This window comes from Acidicapsa borealis (genome assembly GCF_059115245.1).
This window is the reverse complement of sequence record NZ_JCACNY010000001.1, coordinates 5,513,368-5,534,054: the sequence shown is the minus strand read 5'-3', so window position 1 is coordinate 5,534,054 and position 20,687 is coordinate 5,513,368. Positions and strand designations below refer to the sequence as shown.

Genomic DNA, 20,687 nt, shown 5'->3' with positions numbered 1-20,687 from the left:
TGAGCAGAAAACATTTCAAAATCGGTGATGGACCAGTGAGGACTCGGTGACAAGCCTACATGAATCTGTGACTCAACCGCATACTATAGCGAAAATTCCATCAACGCGCCAAACTCCGGCTTTCATTCCGCACGACTGGGCCACAGAGCCGCCTGTCCCGGGAACCTCCAACAGTTAGCGGAATCCCCCATCAATCGAAGGGTTGAGATTTCCACTTGACAACCGTTGCGGCATTTCACTACAACTTGCTCCGTTCGAAAAAGGTATGCGCAAAAGTTACCGTAGTCTGAACTGTCCGGATTCTGACCCGATGGCAGTCGGTATAAGGCCGTTTCACAAGATCGCCCCTGTAAGAGAGGTCAAACATGCAAGGTTTTGAATCAGCAACCTCCCGGCAAATCAAGAGCTTCGTCTCAGGAATGTATAAAGCCGGTCTTCTCATCCTTCTCGTGCTGCTAACGGCAGGCACGGTGCAAGCGCAGGTCTCCTCCGCTTCGGTCAACGGTGTGGTCAGAGACCCCAAGGGAGCAGTAGTTCCGGGCGCGACGGTCACTCTGACAAACGTCGACACCACTGTCGAGCATCCGACGCTCACGAACGGTTCGGGCGATTACGCGATTCCGAGCATCAATCCTGGCCGGTACGTTCTCAGTGCCACCGCGACTGGATTCACACCGCAAAAGACCGCGGAGTTCGTCCTGGCTGTCGGCCAAGTCGCAGCTTTCGACTTCACTCTTACGATTGGAACGGACACGCAGGTTGTCACGGTTGACTCAGCTGCAACCCAGCTGGATTCTTCCGGCGCCAGCCTGGGCACGGTCATCGAGACCAAACAGGTGAATGAGCTCCCGCTCGACGGCCGCAACTTCACCGCGCTTCTGGCTCTGACTCCCGGCGTCGTCCCCATCATGGTGGGCCAGAACGCAGGTATGTCGGGCGGCGGCGGTTTCGGTGCGGCGGTTGCCATCGGATCGGATTATTCCTTCCCTGCCATCAACGGGCAGACAAACCGCAGCAACTTCTTCCTGCTGGACGGTCTGTACAACTACAGCGCGATTGAGAGCACCTATGCGGTAGCGCCCATCATTGATGCGATCCAGGAATTCAAGATCGTTTCGCACACCGACAGCGCCGAATTTGGCGGTGTACTCGGCGGCGTGGTGAACACGGTTACAAAAACCGGCACCAATGACCTGCACGGATCAGCCTGGGAATATCTTCGCAACAAGGCATTCGACGCAGAACCCTACTTCTCGACAGAGCCTTCGTTCCACCAGAACCAGTTCGGCGCAGCGGCAGGCGGACCAGTATGGATCCCCAAGCTGTACAACGGACGGAATAAGAGCTTCTTCTTCGGCGCATACCAGGGGTATCGCTACTCGAGAATCAGCAACAACTTCCTATTCGTTCCGACAGATGCAGAACTGGCTGGAAACATCGCCGACAACGGCCAGCAGCAGATCTACAATCCGTATGCCACCACTTGCGTGGCAGTCGGCGATAATCCATGCGGCTCATACACCCGTCCTGCCTTCGAAGGAAATCAGATTCCTGCGAACCTGATCGATCAACGCATGGTCGCCTACGCCAAGTTTGTCTTTCCTGCAGCGGGTCCATGCTTGCAGAGCAGCAATGGTGTTTGCACGGCCAACGCTATCGACGCCACGCCCCTGACTCAGCAGCAGAACGAATTCAACGTCCGCGGTGACCAGAACTTCGGCAGCAAAGATTCGGGCTGGTTCCGCTACAGCTTCATCAACAGCACTGTCAATTCCTCTGGGGGATTGCCGGGGCTTCTGACCCACCATGAAATCGATGCCCGCAACTGGGGCGGCAGCTTTAGTCACATCTTTGGACCTACGCAGTTCCTGCAGGTGCAGTACGCACGTGTCACGGTCTCGGATAATGCAGAGACCCGGTTTACCAAGTCGGTCACGGACATCCTGACAACGGTCGGCTTCTCTGACACCTTTGTAGGCAATTTCACTGCACTCAAGGGCGGATCTCTCCTGCCAGGGCCCGGAATCAATGGCTACTCGAACGGCAGTGAGAGCGTCGATTTTACCCCGAAGGCGAACGACACCCATGAAGTACGCGGTACGTACACGCGCATCCTGGGAGGTCATGAACTGAAGTTCGGTGCGGGTTATGCCACTGCCAACTTCTCCAGCCCGCTGGCTCAGATTGGTCTTGGATTCGATAAACCGCAAACGGGCAATCCTCAGGCCAGCGGCTCGACTGGCGATGCACTGGCTTCCTTCCTTCTCAACGTTCCCAACAATGGCGCCAGCCGGCGTGATGTGAATGAACAGGAAACGCCGGGTGGCCTGTTGAGTACCTTTATTCAGGACTCCTGGAAGGCTACGCGCAGGCTCACCGTCAACATCGGATTGCGCTATGACTATGCCTTCAAGCCTGGTTATGGAACGAACGCAACTATCGGCGAGCATGGCGGGCCCGAAACCGGTGACATGGACTTTGGCAGCGGTAACTACATCGTGCAGAAGCTGCCGCCCACTTGCGCCGAGCGTGGCTTCGCGCCGTGTATCCCTGGCGACGGCACGCTGCCCGCTCATGTCATTGTGAGTCAGACTGGCCACATCAACCACAACGTCAATTCGAACTTTGGACCTCGCCTGGGCTTTGCCTACAAAGTCAACGAAAAGATGGTCGTGCATGGCGCCTTTGGTATCGTCTTCGATGAATGGGCCGCAGTCACCCAAACGGCTCAGAACTATGAAGGCTCATGGCCCGACGTGGGGCAGTTGATCGCCTCGACCCTCACCAACGTGCCCACGTCCACCCAGTTGACCCCCAACGTCAATGCGCAGAATCCGTTCGGCAACTCAGGCGCTGGAATCTTCCCGCCCGCAACGCCCTTCACCAGTAACCAGTGGTTTGCCGATCCGCACAACAAGAACCCGTATTCGGAGCAGTGGAACTTCGGTATCCAGCAGCAACTTGGAACTTCGCTTGCGCTCCGCATCGACTATGTAGGCTCCGGCTCACACCGGACCAACATTGGTGGTCTCTACAACACTGCGCTCACTCCCGGCCCTGGGGACATCCAGCCTAGAGCTCTCTATCCCTATAGCATTCCCACGTTCTACGACCGAAGCATTGGCACGTCAAGCTACCATGCCCTTCAGGTGCAGTTGGATAAGCGCTACACCAGTGGCTTCTCCTACCAGATTGCCTACACCTGGTCGAAGTCTCTGGCTGAGGACGACGGATGGTACGGAGTAGAAGGGCTGGTTGTGCAGAATCCCTACGATCCCAAGGCGTCGCGTGGTATCGCTGGGACGAACATCCCGCATGTCTTCTCGGCCAACTCCCTGTACCAGATTCCAGTGGGTAGGGGAAAGCGTTTCTCAACCAATAACCGGTTTGCAGACTACGTTCTCGGCAACTGGCAGATCAACAACATCTTCACCTGGCGCAATGGGCAAGCCTTCACTGCGCAGGATAGTCAGGACAGAGCCAACATCGGTGGTGGAGGACAGCGAGCGAATCAAATCGGGAATCCCAAACTCGGCAAGAGAACGCGCGGTGAGTGGTTTAACACGCAGGCCTTCGCCCTTCCTGAACTCTATACCTTTGGCAATGCAGGCAGAAATACGCTGCAGGCACAACGGTGGATCAATATCGATACATCGGTCATTCGATCCTTCCCCATCTGGCATGAAAAGAAATTTGAGTTCAGAGCTGAAGCATTTAATCTTGCCAACCATCCGATCTATGGCATCCCGAATAGTGACGTGAGTAGCAATAACTTCGGGGTGGTCACAAGTCAGGCCAACTCAAGCAGGCAATTGCAGGTGAGTGGCAAGATCGTATTCTAAACACTGGCCGGACTCACCCTCCGGCTTACTCTGGTCAAACGCGGTCGAGCCTGTATGGTCGGCCGCGTTCTTTCTTGCGCACGCAAAGCAACTGCGTGCCCCACCATGAGCACATCCACCAAACGACTGAGGAGATTATTGATGAAGGAACACACGTCACTGACTAGGCGCAATCTGCTCAAGGGTGCTGGCGCATCCGTGGTCGCTTTGACCGCCGCAACCGCTCCCGCGAAAGCCGTGGCTGCCGCCGCACAGGAGGCAACGAGCAATGCTCCGGAGCCGGGCGACAGCACGCGGGCGCAGCGGCTTATCTGGTGGCAGAAGGCTCGCTTCGGGATGTTCATTCACTTTGGCGTGTACAGCACGATTGGCCGCCATGAGTGGGAGATGGAAATGGAAGCTGTGCCCATCGGCGAGTACACCGCGCATGCGAAGACTTTTCATCCACGCGTTGGCGCCGCGAAAGCGTGGGCGAAGCTGGCCAAGCAGGCAGGCATGCGCTACATGGTGCTCACCACCAAGCATCATGAAGGCTTCTGTAACTTCGATACGAAGCTGACTGAGTACAACGCCGTCAAGCAGGGGCCTGGGCATGATGTCGTTCGTGAATACGTTGAGGCTGCGCGTGCTGAGGGCTTGCGCGTCGGGTTCTATTACTCGCTGATGGACTGGCATCATCCGGATGGCGCCAAGTGCGCTACCGACGAGGAAGCCCGCAAGCGGTTCATTGCTTATACGCACGGACTCATCCGCGAAATCCTGACTAACTACGGCAAGATCGATGTGCTCTGGTATGACGTTGACTGGCCACTCGACACCAAGGGCTGGGAATCGATTCGGATGAATGAGATGGTGTACAAGCTGCAGCCTGAGATCATCGTGAACAATCGCAATGGCCTCAAAGGCGACTTCTCGACGCCGGAGCAGGAGATCGTTGCTTCGAAGGATGGGCGGGCGTGGGAATCCTGCATGACCATGAACGACAGCTGGGGATACCAGGCCGCTGATGATGAGTGGAAGAGCTCGCGAACCATTTTGCGCAACCTCATCACCTGCGCACGCGACAATGGCAACTACCTGCTCAACATTGGCCCCAAGCCGGATGGTTCTATTCCTGAACCGAGTGTCAACGCGCTGCGTGAAGTGGGCGAGTGGCTTGCTGTGAATGGGCATACGATCTACGAGACCGATGTGTGCCAGGTGCGGAGCTCCATGTATGCGAGCTTTACTCGTAAGGGCAACACGCTCTTCATGCATGTGCACTACTGGCCGGGAGATTATGTGGCCATCTCCGGTCTGAAGTGCAAGGTGAAGTCGGCGAAGCTCGTGAAGACAGGGGAAACCGTGGCATTCACCCAGGATGATTACCGGGCTCGCTTCAACGGCTTGCCCATGGAAGCCCCGGACTGGCCGCTGACTACGATTGCGATTGAATGCGACTCTGAGCCGCATCAGGATACGGACTTTGTCCGCATCAATAAACCACGCATGGGTGTTTAACGGGACAGGCGCGAGGATGGTTCCCTCGCGCCTGTCCTTTCTACTTGCAATTAGACAAGGTGCCCTCGTTGATACTGCGCGCCCTCGATGTCAGTTGGCGGAAGTGCCCTGGGCCTTTATCCAGCGGTTGATGCGGGCGTCGAGCACATCAAGAGGCAGCGCGCCGCCCGACAGAATCTCGTCATGAAATGCCTTGAGATCGAACCTGGTGCCCAACTGTTGCTTGGCTCGGTCTCGGAGTTCGCGAATCTTCAGCTGGCCAAGCTTGTAACTGCAGGCCTGGCCTGGGCCGGAGATGTAGCGATCCGTTTCAGCCTGGATGGTGGGCTCGTCGATTGCGTGGGATTTGCGCATGTAATCCACTACTTGATCGCGGCTCCAATCCATGTCGTGAATGCCGGTATCGACAACGAGTCTCACAGCACGAAATAACTCCGAGCGAAGACGACCGTAATCGGAGCCGGGGTCCTGATAGAAGCCGATCTCCTTGCCAAGCTCTTCGGCGTAAAGTCCCCAGCCTTCGGTGTAGGCGGAGTTGCCACCGTGTTTACGGAACTCGGGCAGACCGGTGAGCGACTGTTGAATCGTGATCTGCAGATGGTGGCCGGGAACACCCTCATGATAGGCAACGGCTTCGTCATTGATGAAGCTACGATGCGTTGGGTCTGACACCGCAACCGAGACGCGGCCCGGGCGTTTCCCATCTGGAGTTCCACCCTGGTAGTGAGTTGCAGCTGCGGCCTGGAAGGGTGGTATCGGCTCGACCGTAACTGCGGTTTTCGGCAGAAGGTTGAAGAGCTCCGGCAGGCGAGGCTGCATCTGGGCAATGTACTTGCGGAAGTCTTCGACGATCGCGTCCGCAGAGGAAGGCTGATACTTGGGATCGTTTTCGATGTGGTCGCGGAAGCTGGCGAGATCCTTGTAGCCATTCGCTTTGGCGAGTGCTGCCATCTCACCGGTGATGCGATCGACTTCTTTCAAACCGATCTCGTGGATTTGAGCCGCGGTGAGATCCGTGGTCGTGAAGCGTCGCAGCGTGGCCTGATAGCGGCGTTTGCCGCCCCCAAGCGAGTTGATCGAGAGCGTGGTGCGCGTGTAGGGGATGTAGTCCCTGGTAACGAACGCGGCGAACTGCTTGTATGCAGGAAAGACCTCGTTGTTGACTGTGGATGTGATCTCGTCCGTCAGGCGCTTCTTATCCGCGTCTGAGAAGCTGGCCGGGAATTTCTTGAGGGGCAGAAGGAAAGGGTTGGCGGCGATCACGCCCTCGGCTTGCGCTGGAATTTTTTCGGCAATGAAGCGGACGGGGACGAGGTGATCCTTCACACCGGCGCGAAGCACATCTTCGGTTTGAAGAAAGGCCTTTGGGATCTGATGCAGGCGCGCGATGTAGTCCTCGTAATGCTTGACGGAGTCGAAGGGCATGGCAAGAGGGAGGTCCGCGAGATTCGCATGAATGCCTCCTCCTCCGCCCGATGCACTGAGCGGCATCTCAAACTCTTTGAGGTCGTAATCCTCGATGCGCTGCTGCAGTTGGCGGAGAAAGAGGTCGTGCGAGATCAGGTCTTGCTCAGGGAAGCCGGCAGGATCGATGGCCTTGATGCGTGTTAGATCCTCCAGCTCCCGCTGATGACGGGCAGCAGAGGCGGCCAGCGAGAAGTCGCCGAGTTGATCGTTGTAGCGGTAGTCGCCGACGGCAGTGGCCAGCGTGGGGCTCATCTTGAGCGTGGCCTGCCACGAATCGTCAAAGAGAGCGTTCTGAGCCGCGAGACGCGACGCGACAGAGGCAGACACCTGGGCAGACCCAAGTTGCGAGGAGACAGCCAACGATAGAACGTAGCAAACCAACACGTGAGGACGCATGCGTACAAGGCTAGCAGAACGGAAGGTTTTGCCTTCGTTCCCTTATGCTTCGTACTCGGTGGGCGTGCTCTCGGTAGCAGGAGTCTTTCGCATCGTTCATCGATTCACGGGCCATGAAGGGGAGATTTGCCGGCGCGCAAAATGGGTGTGTCCCGGCCTGCCCCAATGGATATATAGTTTCTGCTTTGATATCCGCGAGTGATTTCCCGCTCAGCTACAAACACAAGATGGGGGTCCGGGTGCCGATGATCACAGGTCGCCGCGTTGCTAGTTGGATGGTCGTTCCAGTGCCCTTTCTGGCATGGGCTCTCTATGGTGTTGTTTCGCACGGAAACGCTGTCCACGCCAACCCCGCGGCGCAGCCTGCACAGGTGACCTTAGGCACAGCACGTGCAGATGCGCTGTATGGAGTGACCCTTGCGGTGAAGGACCCTGCTCAACTGAAAGGGACGGACGCCGTGCGGGTCACGATCAAGGATGCGCAGGGTGAGATCGAGTCCAAGTGGTTGCACAGTGCGGACCTTGATCTTTACCTGACGATCCGTCCAAGAAAAGCTGGCCCGGTGACGGTGAGCTATTCTTCATCCACCTCTTCGCAGGTTCCCGAGATTGGCACGTCCCTCAGCAGGATTCTGCAGAGCTCGGCTTCCTTGCCAAAAGGCGCAATCGACCTGACGCGCGGCGTCATCGCAGCGTCGCCCAACGGCTCGTGGCAGCAGGCTCAGAGCTTTGAATTGGGTCAGACGATCTTTGGCAGCGACGATGAGCGGCCTTATGCTCCGTCGAAGAGCGAAGACGGTTATGCTGCGATGGTCAAAGGCTTCCAGTGGTTCCGCTTTACGTTCCGCGAGAAGCAGCCTCGGCTCGTTTATTTTGTATTGAATGTGACCGACCGCGATGTTCCGTTCGACGTCGATATCTTTCAGTTGGGCAAGGGATCGGGCGAACAACAGGACGTGGTGCCTTTTACCGATGGGCAATTTGTGTACCAGGTGGAGGCTACGCAGAATTACCCCGGCCTCTATAAGTTCCGTACCCGCATTTTGAAGCCGGGGCAGGAATACTACGTTCGCGTAGCCGCGAATCATCCCAGCTATCAACTCCACACATATCAGTATCCGGTTCCACCGAATAAAGATCCGCATGACGCGGTGCGGGCAGGAATGGACTTCCTGGTGAACATGGGCGACAGCTGGCTGTCGAACACGCCACGCCGGGGCGCAATCGCAATGCGCACGACGATGCAGCACTCGGAGACGCAGCTTTGCATTGCCTGCCATCCGGCGCAGTTCACCACACGCGGTTATTTGAAGGCGGTCGAAGAAGGTTATGCTCCAACGCAGCGTGCAGGGCTTGAGTTCCTGACGGACCGGATCTACAACAACACCCGGCCGCTTTATGGCGAGCCTGGCGTGAACTGGGTCCGCATCATCTACACCGCGCGCACCGAGGCAAGCCGTCTGCCACTGATTGCGCACTCCTTCGAGCAGAACGTCACGCACGATGCGCCGAGGAAGAAATTCGATCTGCCCTATGCGGAGTACCTGAAGATTCACTACAAGGGGTTGACTGTAATGCCGGGCGACGAGGCCGATGGCTGCGAGCCGGATGTGAGTCCGTTCGAAATTGCCTCGCAGAGCTGGCAGACATTCAACCTCGCTTACAACGAGACACACAAGCCGGAGTGGATCACGGAGCGAGATCACGTCGAGAAGCTGGCGCTGGCTTACGAGCCGAAGAACGTGATCGATTTGAATTGGCGCATCATGCTGCTTTCAGAGATCAACCGACAGAAGTATGCACCTGAAATCGACAAGCTCATCGCCAAGCTTTATGAATACGAAACGCCCGAAGGCGGCTGGCCTTATCCCTTTGACAAGAAGGCCAAGGCAGCCGACTTCGTCTCTTACAACGCCGTGCTTGCGCTGGCGGAAGCGGGACGTCGCCCGGAAAGTGACGAGCATCTCGATCGCGCAGTGAAAGCGATGCTGGCCGCGCAGAGGCCCGAAGGGAGCTGGGAGGGTGATCCGGTGTATCAGGGGTTCAATACGCCTTTCCGGGCCACGCAGTTTGCTGTGATGGCGCTTTCGACTTTGTATCCGGGGCCGACCAAAGCGAAGAATTGGGATGCTGCGTATCCAGCGCCGGCGAAGACTCTCGCGATGAACGATCTGCCGTTATTGCTGCAGCAGCTCGATCAGTTCTGGGATCTTGCTCCGGAAGCGCAACTGCGCCAGATTCGTGATGTTCTCGCCAATAGCGATCAGCCGCTGGCCCGCGAGGCCGCTGCTCGTGCGCTGGGCCACATGGCCGATGCGGGAGCAATGCCGGTCCTCATCAAGGCTCTTGGTGATCCAACCAAGATGGTGCAGACCACGTCTGCCTACGCGATACGCATGGTACTTTCCCGGCGCCAGGAGGCCGCTCCAGAGGGCCGCAAGCTGCTCGCTGCTGCGCTGGGCTCACCGGACGCGCGAACGCGCTGGGGCGCCGCACGCGTCTTTAATCAGCACTTCCGTGAACTGACCGACGATCCTCAATTGCTCGCCGCGTTGGAGCGCGATTTGAACGATCCTGTGCCTTACGTACGCTTCGAAGCCGCTGGTGGCGTTTGGCGCTGGTATTACTGGCAGGTCGATAAGCAGGAAGTTCGCCGCGGAACGCTGGAGGCGCTTGCAACCCGGCTGAACACGGAGACGGACGCGATGGTGCGCCGCGGTTTGCAGGAGAGCGTCTACAACCTGCTGGACGAGAATACGGGCTACCTGTCTGCATGGGTGCGTGCCAGTGCCAAGGATGAGGACAAGGAGCGCATCGGCACCGGTTACGAAGCCGTAGTCCGCGATCAGGCGCAGGTACTTGCAAAGGTCTTGCGCAATGGAACGCCGCTGGGCCGCGAAGGCATTCTCAACGCGCTGTGGGACTTTCATATCCGCCACTATGCTCTGCCTCAGCTCAAGGCTGACACCGTGTCCATCGGGTTGCCGGCGGTGCTGACCAAGTACATCACCGGAGTTCCCGACCTGCACCGGCCCGGCTATGAATACTCACCGTATCGGGAGGCTGTTGATTTCAAGTACGACGTGCACAATGGCTTCTTTCAGACGCGCATCGGCAACGACAGCGACCTGATTCATTTCTTCAAGAGCTCAGGGCCGGAGCTGGAAGAATCATTGCTTGAGTGCCTGAAGGGCGCAGATGATTCGATGAAGATCGAGGTGCTGAAGGCCGGCAGCACACTTAGCGAAGCTGGCGATGCGCGTTTCGCGCTGGCTGCGCTGGATCTCTCGGAAGACAAGAGTGCCGATGTGCGCGACACAGTTCGTTACGTCTACGAGGGCGGACAGCGAGGCGTGCTGAATCTTGACTCCCCCGCAGCTCCTGATCCGCGCCTGGTCCACAAGGTAGTAGAAATTCTCAAGCATGGAAATCCAGATAGCCGGGCCGTCGTGCTGCCGCTTCTGGCGTCGCTTTCCAAGAACTCGCCATGGCAGGAGCAGCCGGAGATTCTCAGTACGCTGCGCTCGCAGTTGGAGCAATCTCCGCAGCCGGAAAATTATGCGCAGATCCTGGATGCGGCGTCATCCTTCCCCGCGCTGATGCATGAACCGAAGCTACAGGTGCTGGTGCTTTCGAATCTCAATTCGTACGACAGCAGCGTTCAGCGTGCTGCGATGCGAGTCTCGCTCGAGCATTTTCTGGGTGATCCCCAGACGGCTCCGGCGGTGAACGCCGCATTCGCCGGCCTGAACCCTGCCGCGTTGAGAATTCTGATGGAGGAGGCGAGTAATCCGCAGTTCCTGAAGAAGCACATCGGTGTCTCAGGCGGCGCCGTCTCTCAGGATCAGGACTTTCTCAACGGTCATGCTCCTGCGGTCAGAATCAAAGAGCCGCTGGAATATCCGATCGTGGTGGATACGGTGCTGGCGGCCCTGTTGAATCCGGATGCGAACGTGAGCGCAGCGGCAATGGATACCCTGCGCAAGGTCAGGGGCGCCGAGCAGCGGCCGGACTTCAAGGCAGCCATGAACCAGTTGCAAAGCTCAACCAATCCGCGCCTCAAACTGATCTCTACGAGCATCCTGAAGGGTAAGAATCTGAACGACGCACTTCAGGATGTGCAGCCTGGCTCGGTGCTCGACTTCCGCTACTTTGTCACCAAGGTGGAACCCATTCTGGCCAAGCCCGGCAGCGACGGAAAAGCCTGCGTGTTCTGCCATGCGAGCCATGTGATCTTCAAGCTGGAGCCGCCTAATGCGGATGGAGTCTTCTCCGATCAGGACAGCAAAGAGAATTACAAGTACGCAATGCGCGTGGTGAACATCGCTGCTCCGGATAAGAGTCTTCTGCTGATCAAGCCGACACGGCAGACTGACAGCGCGGGGGATGTTGGGGATTACCTGGCCACGCACAACGGCGGCCAGCGATGGCACGGCAACGAATCCAGCGATCAGTACCGCACGATACTGGAGTGGATCCGCGGCGGTCGTCTGGAGACGACGAAAGCGTCGAGATAGAACCTCCAACGAATTTCAGAATGAGGCATGATTGAAGGAGTTGGCGGCTCAAGTCGAACGATCTATGCCGGTAGCGCAACCCAAGATCGTGGCGAGACGGCTCTGAGTGGCTGGCCTAAGGCAGGATGCCCGCGTCAGCAGCAACTTCCTGCCCAGACCGCATGCTCCCGGCAGATCGCAAGAAGAAGCTGAGAATCACCGCTCCAAATGCTACGGCCGCGAGATAGACGATGAAGCGCGGCAGGTACGCGCCGGCCTGGTCATACAGATGTCCAATCCAGAGCGGTCCGGTAGCGCCCCCAATGGCATAAGCCGTCCAGGTAAGACCGTACAACACGGAAAAATGTCTGCGTCCGAAGTAGCGGGCCAGCAGGTAGGGTCCTACATCGGCCTCGCTACCCAATCCCACGCCGAGGATCGCTGCACCCAACAGAGATGCCCACGCACTGGTTGAAAATGCAAGCATCAGCGTGCCCACAGCCGTCAATGCGAGAACAAGGGACTGAATGCGTTCCGGAGAGACGCGATCGATTGCGAAGCCGATGCCGAGCCGGCCAAGGATGCCTGCTCCTCCGCGGATCGACAGAGCAAGAGCTGCGGTGGAAGCAAGCACGCCGTGTTGCGTCAGGATCGAAGCAAGGTTGGTCACCAGGCCGTTTTCGCTGAATGCTGACAGGATGGTGATGCAGGCCAGTATCCAGAAGGCTGCGGTTCGCAGCGCGGCAGCAACTGTTACGCCTGTATCGACGCCCTGTTGGGAGCGAACGATTTCGGCCTCGGGGCGATTGCGTACCAGCATAGCGGTGAGTGGAAGACCGATCGTCGCAATCCCACCTAAGAGCAGATACGCGCTGCGCCATCCATGATGTTGAATCATCCACGAAGTGAGCGGCGGAATCAGGATGGAGCCAACGCCGCTTCCGGTGAGCAGTAATGCGAGTGCGATTCCTCTGTACGTCGTGAACCAGGTAAGAACCGTGCGTGTGTACGCGAATTGCGCGGTCATGTTGGCCACCAAACCGATGACAAAAAACGTGGCATAGAACTGAACAATATTCGGCGTCAACCTGCTGAGCATCGCGAGTCCAACGGCGAAAACCAGAATGCCGGGGAGGATGATCCGTCGCGGGGGAAAGCGATCGAGCAAGACGCCAATCAGGGGCGAGACAAGGGCGACTGTAATGGCGGCTAGCGCGAATGCGCCACCCATCGCTTCCCGCTTCCAGCCAAAGGCGGTATGTAATGGATCAAGGAACAGGCTGAACGTGTAGGGAACGATTGGAGAGAAGCTGACCATGACCCCTGTGAACGCTGCACCGAGTACACCCCAGCCGGGATATCGAATCGAAATTTCCTGGTCCGCAGAGCGGTAATTGGTTGTCATTCTTTACCGATTCTACGGACCATGGGTGAGGACCATCCTGGTGAATTGCGTTGTTTACAGCATTGGTGCGAGTTCGAAGAACTTTCGTTTCAGCTCGCGGCTAGAACATAAACTTCAACGCAAACTGCACCTGGCGCGGAGCCTCCGCTGCAAGGATGTGGTTGAAGGTTGGGGAGCTGATGTCGCTGTCGGGCAAGCGGAAGTTCGTGCGATTCAGGACGTCAAACAGTTCTGCGCGGAATTGGACACGAACTGATTCTGTCACCTTGAAGTTCTTCAGCGCAGCGAAGTCCCAGTCAGCATAAGCCGGCCCAGTGTTTACGTTGCGGCCTTCGCTGCCAAACTGCCCGGCATTGGTGGTGAGATCGAGCCGCTGATATGCGCCGACGTTCACCCACGCGCTCACCGTGCGAGGGCCATGATTGGGGTTGCCGATGAGATTGGGCCGCTGCGAGGAAAATCCAGTGATTTCCGGCGTGGAGCCTTCCGCTGCCACATCGTTTGAATCAAAGACGGTGAATGGAGTGCCGCTCATCAACGTGGCGATTCCATCCAACTGCCATCCGCCGAGGGCCTTTTGATACCAGTTCTGCCCGTGGATCCAGAAGGGCAGCGCCCAATCATAACTTGCGACAAATCGGTTGCGTGCGTCGAACAGTGACAGTCCACGCTCAGCTCCGATATTAAACGGATTCTGGGCGAGATCGTTTTCGCCTGCAACCGGCTTCGCCGCTGATCCGGTGATGTTGAAGGATGAGACATCGTCGATGGTCTTCGACCACGTATAGGACACGAGGAAGGACAGCCCGTGGTTGAAGCGCTTGCGCAGCGAGGCTTCCAGCGCGTTGTAGGAAGAGTTGGCTACGCTCGCGATCTCACCCGTCGATGAGAACTTGCAGGTGCTCGGCGAGTCAGCGAGAGTGCAGCCGGAATAGAGCCGCCGCTGATCAGCATTGCTGGAATTCGAAATCGGCTGGCCATCGACGTATCCAGGAACGAACACTGCCGGGTTCGCTTCGATGAAGCGCGGCAGATGCGTGCCCTTGGTGCCAACGTATCCTATCTCGAACAGCAGATCAGATCCGAAGGAGTGCTGGAAGTTCAAGTCCCAATCCTGCGTGTAAGGGAGCACCAGCGACGGAGCCAGAGTCAGATTCGTGAGAGGTGTGGAGAACGTTCCAGGCGCTGGAGGATTGCCGTTGAATGGATTCGCGAAGTCAGGCAAGCTGACCTGCGGCGTTCCCAGGTAAGGCGGCGCACTGATCGGCGACTGCAATGGTCCACCCTGGCCCGTGTAATAAGGCTCGTAAAAGATGCTGTACGACGCAGTGATCAGGGACTTGGCGTGACCATCCGGGTCCCATGCAAGGCCAAGGCGCGGCGCAAACGCCTTCTTCTCGGTCGGGATCAAGCCTCCGGGTACTCCTGCGTCGCCAGGATAGAGCAGTCCTACGGGCGCATTGGGAAGAACCGTGGACTTCTTTCCAGGCACAAACAGCGATTGACGATTATGAATTTCGGTGTACGGCTGAGGTAGTTCATAGCGAAGCCCTGCATTGATGGTGAATCGCGGGGAGACTTTGTACGTATCCTGCACGTACCAGTTCGCGTTGTTGCCGCGGATGCCGCGTGAGAAATCGCCGATACCCTGCAGGAAGACCACCGGCTGCCCCGTGAGGAAGCTGGCGAATGCATCGGTTACCGGGAAGGGCGCGAAGACAAAGAAGCCGTTGGTTGCGATCCCTTGCAGCACGTTGATGTTCTGATGCTGGTATCCGCCACCGAATTTGATCTCGTGCTTGCCGTGCACCCAGCTCAGCGATGCGGAGTAATCGAAGACGTTTTCGTAGGTGTTGCGCGGTCCCGTGATGGGATCACCCACCGTGGTATAGCCGTTCACCTGGATGAAGGGCGGTCCGGAGGCGATATCGAGACTCGGCTGGTATTGAAATCCGAGGCTCGAAGGCGACTGATGATTCTCATGCTCGCCGAAAAGGAACTTGTTGCGCAGAAACGAGATTCTCGCGACGCCGATGAGGTTGGGTGAGAAGGTGTGCGTCTCGTCCGCGACAAAATTCTGCGCGCGCTGGTCTTCGCCGACCGGGAAGCCCGGCACGCTGGCGCCGCCAGGCGATAGCGGATCGAACTGGGAGAGCTGGCTGAACATATAGCGAAAGCTCAGCGTGTCATGCGAACCGATGTATTGGTCAACCTTGATCCCGAACTCATCAGAATCATTCTTCAGCGTTTGCGTCGTGGCGAACAGATTTGTACCGGCATTCGGAAGCGGGAAGAAGCTCAGCAGGTTTTGAGAGATCGGGTTCAACTGACCCTGTGGTACCTGGTTGTTTGGATACGGAGCATTGGCGAAGACATTGAAGAGCTGATGCGACGGGTTATTGCAGAAGCCCTCGCTGAAGCCTTCCGGGCAGAGTTCGGAGAAGTCGCCGGTGCGCTGCTTCAGCGATGGCACTGTGGTGAGTGCTGATTCTCCCTGATGATTGCGGAACCCCTCATAAAATCCGAAGATGAAGGTCTTGTCTTTTCGGATTGGTCCACCAACCGCGGCGCCAAACTGGTTCTGCTTTAATGGCTCTTTCTCCTGCGCGAAATAATTATTGGCATCCAAAGCGTCGTTGCGCAGGAACTCCCATACCGTCCCATGGACGTGGTTCGTGCCGGAACGCGTGATGATGTTCGTGGTTGATCCCAGCGCGCCTCCGAACTCGGCATTTGCGCTATGGGTGATGATGCGGAACTCGCTGATAGCGTCCACCGGCGGCTTAAGAACAAATCCGCCGTCGATACCGTTGAAGTTGTTCGCGCCGTCGATCAGGAAGTTGTTCGATTCCGGCCGCTGGCCGTTCACCGCATACGCTTGTCCATTGCGTAGCGATCCGCCAGCTTCAGCGATCCCCGGCGTCAAGGGAACAACTCCAGGCTGCAAGAGCCCAAGCTGTGCGAAGTTGCGTCCGTTCAGCGGCAGATCTTCCAATTCACGCTGCTCCACCACCTTGCCCATGCTGGTGACGGTTGGCTCGATCATCTCGGCATCGGCACTCACCAGAACCTGCTGGCTTTCTGATCCCACTGCGAGATGGGGCGAGACGGAAGCGGTCTCGTTTACATCAAGGGTGATGCCATCCCGCACGTATTCCCCGAAACCCTTCGCCGCGATCTGGAGCCGGTAGTGTCCGACGGGGAGCTCCAGAAGAACGTAGCTTCCGTTCCGATCTGTCGTGACCGTGCGCGTTAGGCCAGTCTCCACTTGTTGTGCCGTAGCGGTGGCGCCTGAAATGACCGCCCCGGTTGGGTCTGTGACTGTACCGCGAATGTTTCCCGTGATCTGTTGAGCAGACAAGCTGGAGCAGGCAATAGCCAGCAAAGGCAGTACATAGCGAGCAACGTTCATTTGTTTCGAATCTCCCCGAAAGCTTGGCAATAAGAGTTGAGTGATACCTTTGGTTCGCGCGACGTAAATCGCATTGATCCTTCGACACAGATGGTGCCGTATCGTCGAAGACCCCGCGAAGAGTGAATTCTGACGGATCCCATGAGCGACATGGGTCTCCCCACATGAGGGGAAAAATCACAAACGGGTTGCACGCTGAAGGGTAGTAGGTGGGTCGATCCAGTGTCTTGCACTTGCCGATGGAGAGTTAACTCCAACCTTAGATGGAGGACTATCTCGTAGAGACTTATCCTCATGGCGAGCGCATTACGCTGTGGGGAAGGACCACCACAAGCTCACCGGAAAGTCTGGTGACACGGCTCGTGAGCTCGATCCGGATGGATGGGATGGAGTGTGCGAAGGGTTCTCAGGGCCGGGAGTTCGGCAAGGAATGGCGGAAGCGGAGGGATTCGAACCCCCGATACCCTTTCAGGTACGCCAGTTTTCAAGACTGGAGCCATCAACCACTCGGCCACGCTTCCGTACTTCGATGATATACCAGCCCTTGTTATTCGAGCATCTTGTCAGAGTGGAATCATCGGTCCGGAGCGCTGTTGCCTTGCCCCAATCCAGCTCCGAGCCTTCTCAACAAGGCGCTCACAAGTCCTAGCCCCCGCCGTTGATCGGCTCCGGTAAATCCGGTCAGCAGCGAAAGCGTTCCCGGTGGCTTCGCAGGCACATCCTTGGCATTGCCCAGCGTCTCTCCAACCGCCGTCGAAACTCCCTGCAGAATCTCTGGATCGATCGATCCCAGCATCTTTGCCAGAATGATTGCATTGCGTATCGCCCGGACAGACTCCTTCGTATTCGCGCCCGCTGTCGTTGCTTCCACAAGCTTGTCCGTAGCGCCCAGCACGCCGCGTATTAGGGTGAACACGCCATGCTCATGCAGCTCCTGCAGCAGCTCATAGCTATCCAGAATGGCAGCTGCGTGCTCCGCCGGAGCCTGCTCCAGCCGCTCCAGCAACTCCCGCTTCGGATCGCGGGGCGCAATCGTCAGTGATATCGGCTGTGCCATGGTCTATCCTTTCCGCTCTGTCTGAATCTGTACCAGCTCAGGCCCGCTTCCCGGCATCCGGTAATCCTTCCGAGCCCACTTCCGCTCCACCTCAACGCCTTTCTGCGGCGTGGGATGACCGAAACGGGGATTGTCTTTCGGAAGAGGACTTTGTCCGCCCGTCTCGAGGACCCTCATCTTGACCGAGGTTTCCTTATACGCCGGGGTATGAGTTTCTTTATCTGTATGCGTGCCGGTAAGCAGGTTGACGCGACTTTCAATCGAGTTGATCGGCATGTATAACTCGTTGCCGTGCACACGATCTGTGATCAAGGCCTGCACCGTCAGCTTCCCATAGCGGGACGTAAGTTCCACCACGTCGCCGGTCTCGATTCCCCGGGAACCCGCCAGCGCAGGAGACATCTCCAGAAAGGTGCAGGGAACCTTCTCGCGAATGCCCTCTGTGCGATACGTCATGTTGCCCTCGTGGAAGTGTTCCAGCACGCGGCCGTTATTCAGATGTAGGTCGAACTCATCGTCAACCTGGTCGCTGGGCTCGGTCCATTGCAGGGGAAACAGGTTGGCCTTACCATCCGGAAACTTGAACTGCTTCGTGTAGAGCAATGGCTGGTCGGTCCCGTCCTCAGCTACCGGCCAATGGAGAGACTTGTAACCCTCCAGCCGCTCGTAGGTTACCCCGGCCATAATTGGTGTCAGGCTTGCGACTTCCTCCATGATTTCGGACGGGTGCTGGTAATTCCACGCGGCTCCCAGACGAACAGCGATTTCCTGAATGATTCTCCAGTCCGGCCTGCTCTCTCCTAGAGGTTCGAATACCTGATAGAGCCGCTGAACCCGCCGCTCGGTATTGGTGAATGTTCCTTCCTTCTCAAGGCTGGGGCTTGCCGGCAACACAACGTCAGCGTGGCGGCACGTCTCCGAAAAGAAGATATCCTGTGCAACAAAGAAGTCCAGCTTGCCCAGAGCCTCGCTGACATAGTTTTCGTTCGAGTCCACCAGCACAAGCTCCTCCCCGAAGACATACATCGATTTCAGCTTTCCGTCGTGGATGGCATCGATCATCTGGTGGTTATCGAGGCCAGGCTTAGGTGGCAGTGTCACGCCCCACGCTTTTTCAAATTTCGCTCGAACCTCGGCATCCTCCACCTTCTGGTAGCCGGAGTAGTAGTTAGGCATAGCACCGTGATCACTCGCGCCCTGCACGTTGTTGTGTCCACGGAGCGGGTATGCGCCGGTGCCCGGTCTCATGTAGTTTCCCGTAACCAGCAGCAGGTTCGAGATCGCCGTAGAAGTGTCGGAGCCCATCGTATGCTGCGTGACGCCCATCGCCCAAAGTACGCAAACGCTTTCCTCTGCGGCGATCATTTCAGCCACTTGCTTTAATTGCTCGATCGATAATCCAGAGCGTTCACTCGCAAACTCCAGCGTGAAGGGTTCAAGACTCTTCCAATACTCATCGATCCCATTCACCCACTGTTTCAAGAACGCCTTCTTCGCCAGACCGTTGTCCAGGATGTAGCGGGTTATCGCGGAGAGCCAGATCAGATCCGTCCCAGGCTCAGGATGCAGGAATACATCCGCGCGCCGCGCCATCTCATGTTCGCGGAGATCAGCCACAATCAGCTTCTGCCCTCGCAGTTTGTGGGACTGCTTCACCCGCGTCGCCAGCACCGGATGGCTCTCCGCTGTATTGCTGCCAATGATCAGCACCAGTGACGCCTTTTCGATATCCTCGATCGATCCGGAATCGCCGCCATACCCAACCGTGCGCCAGAGCCCGGTTGTCGCCGGAGCCTGGCAATAGCGCGAGCAGTTGTCCATGTTGTTGGTGCCAATGACCGCCCGCGCCAGTTTCTGCATCAGGAAGCTCTCCTCGTTCGTGCATTTCGAAGAAGAGATAAACGCCAGCGCATCCGGCCCCGACTCCTGCTTGATCTCCGCAAACCGCCGCGCTACCAAGGAGAGCGCTTCCTCCCAGCTTGCTTCACGAAAAATATCGCCATCCGCTCTGCGCTCGCGAATCAAAGGTTTTGTGAGGCGCTCAGGGCTGTTCACGTATTCCCACCCGAATTTGCCTTTGATACAGGTCGAAATGCCATTCGCAGGCCCATGCGCCGGCTCCACTTTGAGAATGTGCCGCTCGGTTGCGGACTCCTGCGTCCATAGATCGAAGCTGCAGCCGACGCCGCAGTAGGTACACACTGTCTTGGTCTTCTTCGTGCGATCTTCGCGCATCGCAGCCTCAATCTCCGAGAGCTGTAAAATCGCGCCATATCCAACCTCAGGCTCAATCCCCTTGACCACATCGATCATGTTTTCGAGAGCCTTCGGCGGCAGGGCGGTGAAATATCCGGCATGCTCCAGCATGGGCTTTTCCATCAGCGCATTGCATGGGCACACCGTCACGCAATGCCCGCACGAAACACAACTCGACTCGCCAATTGGCGCGCCGCCATCCCACAGTACCCGCGGATGATCCAGCTCCCAGCCAATTGTGAGCGTCTCGTTTACCTGGAAGTTCTGGCAAGCCTCCACGCACCGCCCACAGAGAATGCACTGATCCGGATCGTAGCGGTAGAACGGGTTCGACATATCCACGTCATACGGTTTGTGCTGGTAGGGAATTGACTGATGCTCTACCTTCAGCATCGCCGTCGTGTTGTGCACCGTGCAGTTGCCGTTATTGTTGTCGCACACAGTGCAATACAGCAGGTGATTTCCCAGGATGCGGTCAAAAGCTTCGCGTTGCGCAGCATCCGCCCGGGCTGATTCGGTCACCACCGTCATCCCTGCAGCAGCTGTCGTCCCGCAGGCTCGGACCAGCTTCCCGTCTACTTCCACCATGCACGTATCGCACGTCTGGATCGGCCCAAGTTGGGGGTGATAGCAAACCTGCGGCAGCTTCACGCCTGCGCGGTTAATCGCCTGGACGAGCAGCTCGCCCGGAGTGATGCTCTGAGCCGTTCCATTGATCAGGATCGTAGAAGAGGTAGGCATAGGTGTAGGATCCTTCAAGGCGGAATATTGGGCGTACACGGGGCACGTGTCAAGTCTCGCCACAACTCAACCGGCCTGGTTCCTTGAGCCTAGTTCTTTGAGTAGGAAGATTGCA

Annotated in this window: 8 protein-coding genes and 1 tRNA gene; 3 read left to right on the top strand and 6 right to left on the bottom strand. The window is 57.4% G+C overall.

Features of this window, described 5'->3' with window-relative positions:
• The first annotated feature begins 365 nt into the window (after positions 1-365).
• Entirely contained in the window at positions 366-3,842 is a 3,477-nt protein-coding gene (locus tag AC5S27_RS22605; RefSeq protein WP_493936815.1) for a carboxypeptidase-like regulatory domain-containing protein, read from the top strand.
• Positions 3,843-3,983: 141 nt separating this feature from the next.
• Positions 3,984-5,342, top strand: a complete 1,359-nt coding sequence (locus AC5S27_RS22600; RefSeq protein WP_493936814.1) for an alpha-L-fucosidase — start codon at positions 3,984-3,986, stop codon at positions 5,340-5,342.
• Positions 5,343-5,432: 90 nt separating this feature from the next.
• Here AC5S27_RS22600 and AC5S27_RS22595 read toward each other — a convergent pair whose 3' ends face one another.
• Positions 5,433-7,136, bottom strand: a complete 1,704-nt coding sequence (locus AC5S27_RS22595) for a DUF885 domain-containing protein (protein ID WP_493936813.1) — start codon at positions 7,134-7,136, stop codon at positions 5,433-5,435.
• A 314-nt stretch (positions 7,137-7,450) separates the two neighbouring features.
• Here AC5S27_RS22595 and AC5S27_RS22590 point away from each other — a divergent pair, with 314 nt between their 5' ends.
• Complete coding sequence (locus tag AC5S27_RS22590) at positions 7,451-11,722, top strand: HEAT repeat domain-containing protein (protein ID WP_493936812.1); 4,272 nt, start codon at positions 7,451-7,453, stop codon at positions 11,720-11,722.
• A 115-nt stretch (positions 11,723-11,837) separates the two neighbouring features.
• Here AC5S27_RS22590 and AC5S27_RS22585 read toward each other — a convergent pair whose 3' ends face one another.
• The 5 genes from AC5S27_RS22585 to fdhF form a co-directional block, all read right to left on the bottom strand.
• Positions 11,838-13,106, bottom strand: coding sequence for an MFS transporter (locus tag AC5S27_RS22585; RefSeq protein WP_493936811.1), 1,269 nt, complete (start codon positions 13,104-13,106; stop codon positions 11,838-11,840).
• A gap of 100 nt (positions 13,107-13,206) precedes the next feature.
• A complete protein-coding gene (locus tag AC5S27_RS22580; RefSeq protein ID WP_493936810.1) occupies positions 13,207-16,518 on the bottom strand; it encodes a TonB-dependent receptor in 3,312 nt (1,103 codons plus the stop codon).
• 431 nt (positions 16,519-16,949) lie between these two features.
• Positions 16,950-17,039: transfer RNA gene (locus tag AC5S27_RS22575), tRNA-Ser, on the bottom strand.
• Between the two features lie 53 nt (positions 17,040-17,092).
• The gene (locus tag AC5S27_RS22570; RefSeq protein WP_493936809.1) at positions 17,093-17,575 is read right to left on the bottom strand and encodes a helical membrane plugin domain-containing protein; all 483 of its coding nucleotides are present in this window, start codon (positions 17,573-17,575) and stop codon (positions 17,093-17,095) included.
• A gap of 3 nt (positions 17,576-17,578) precedes the next feature.
• Positions 17,579-20,572 (bottom strand): formate dehydrogenase subunit alpha, encoded by a 2,994-nt coding sequence (gene fdhF, locus AC5S27_RS22565; RefSeq protein ID WP_493936808.1) that lies wholly within the window; start codon positions 20,570-20,572, stop codon positions 17,579-17,581.
• Positions 20,573-20,687 lie beyond the last annotated feature (115 nt).

Excerpts from the sequence above, each read along its gene's own strand:
- AC5S27_RS22605 (WP_493936815.1), top strand. The coding sequence starts at position 366 with ATGCAAGGTTTTGAATCAGCAACCTCCCGGCAAATCAAGAGCTTCGTC.
- AC5S27_RS22600 (WP_493936814.1), top strand. The coding sequence starts at position 3,984 with ATGAAGGAACACACGTCACTGACTAGGCGCAATCTGCTCAAGGGTGCT.
- AC5S27_RS22590 (WP_493936812.1), top strand. The coding sequence starts at position 7,451 with ATGATCACAGGTCGCCGCGTTGCTAGTTGGATGGTCGTTCCAGTGCCC.
- AC5S27_RS22585 (WP_493936811.1), bottom strand. The coding sequence starts at position 13,106 with ATGACAACCAATTACCGCTCTGCGGACCAGGAAATTTCGATTCGATAT.
- AC5S27_RS22580 (WP_493936810.1), bottom strand. The coding sequence starts at position 16,518 with ATGAACGTTGCTCGCTATGTACTGCCTTTGCTGGCTATTGCCTGCTCC.
- AC5S27_RS22570 (WP_493936809.1), bottom strand. The coding sequence starts at position 17,575 with ATGGCACAGCCGATATCACTGACGATTGCGCCCCGCGATCCGAAGCGG.
- fdhF (WP_493936808.1), bottom strand. The coding sequence starts at position 20,572 with ATGCCTACCTCTTCTACGATCCTGATCAATGGAACGGCTCAGAGCATC.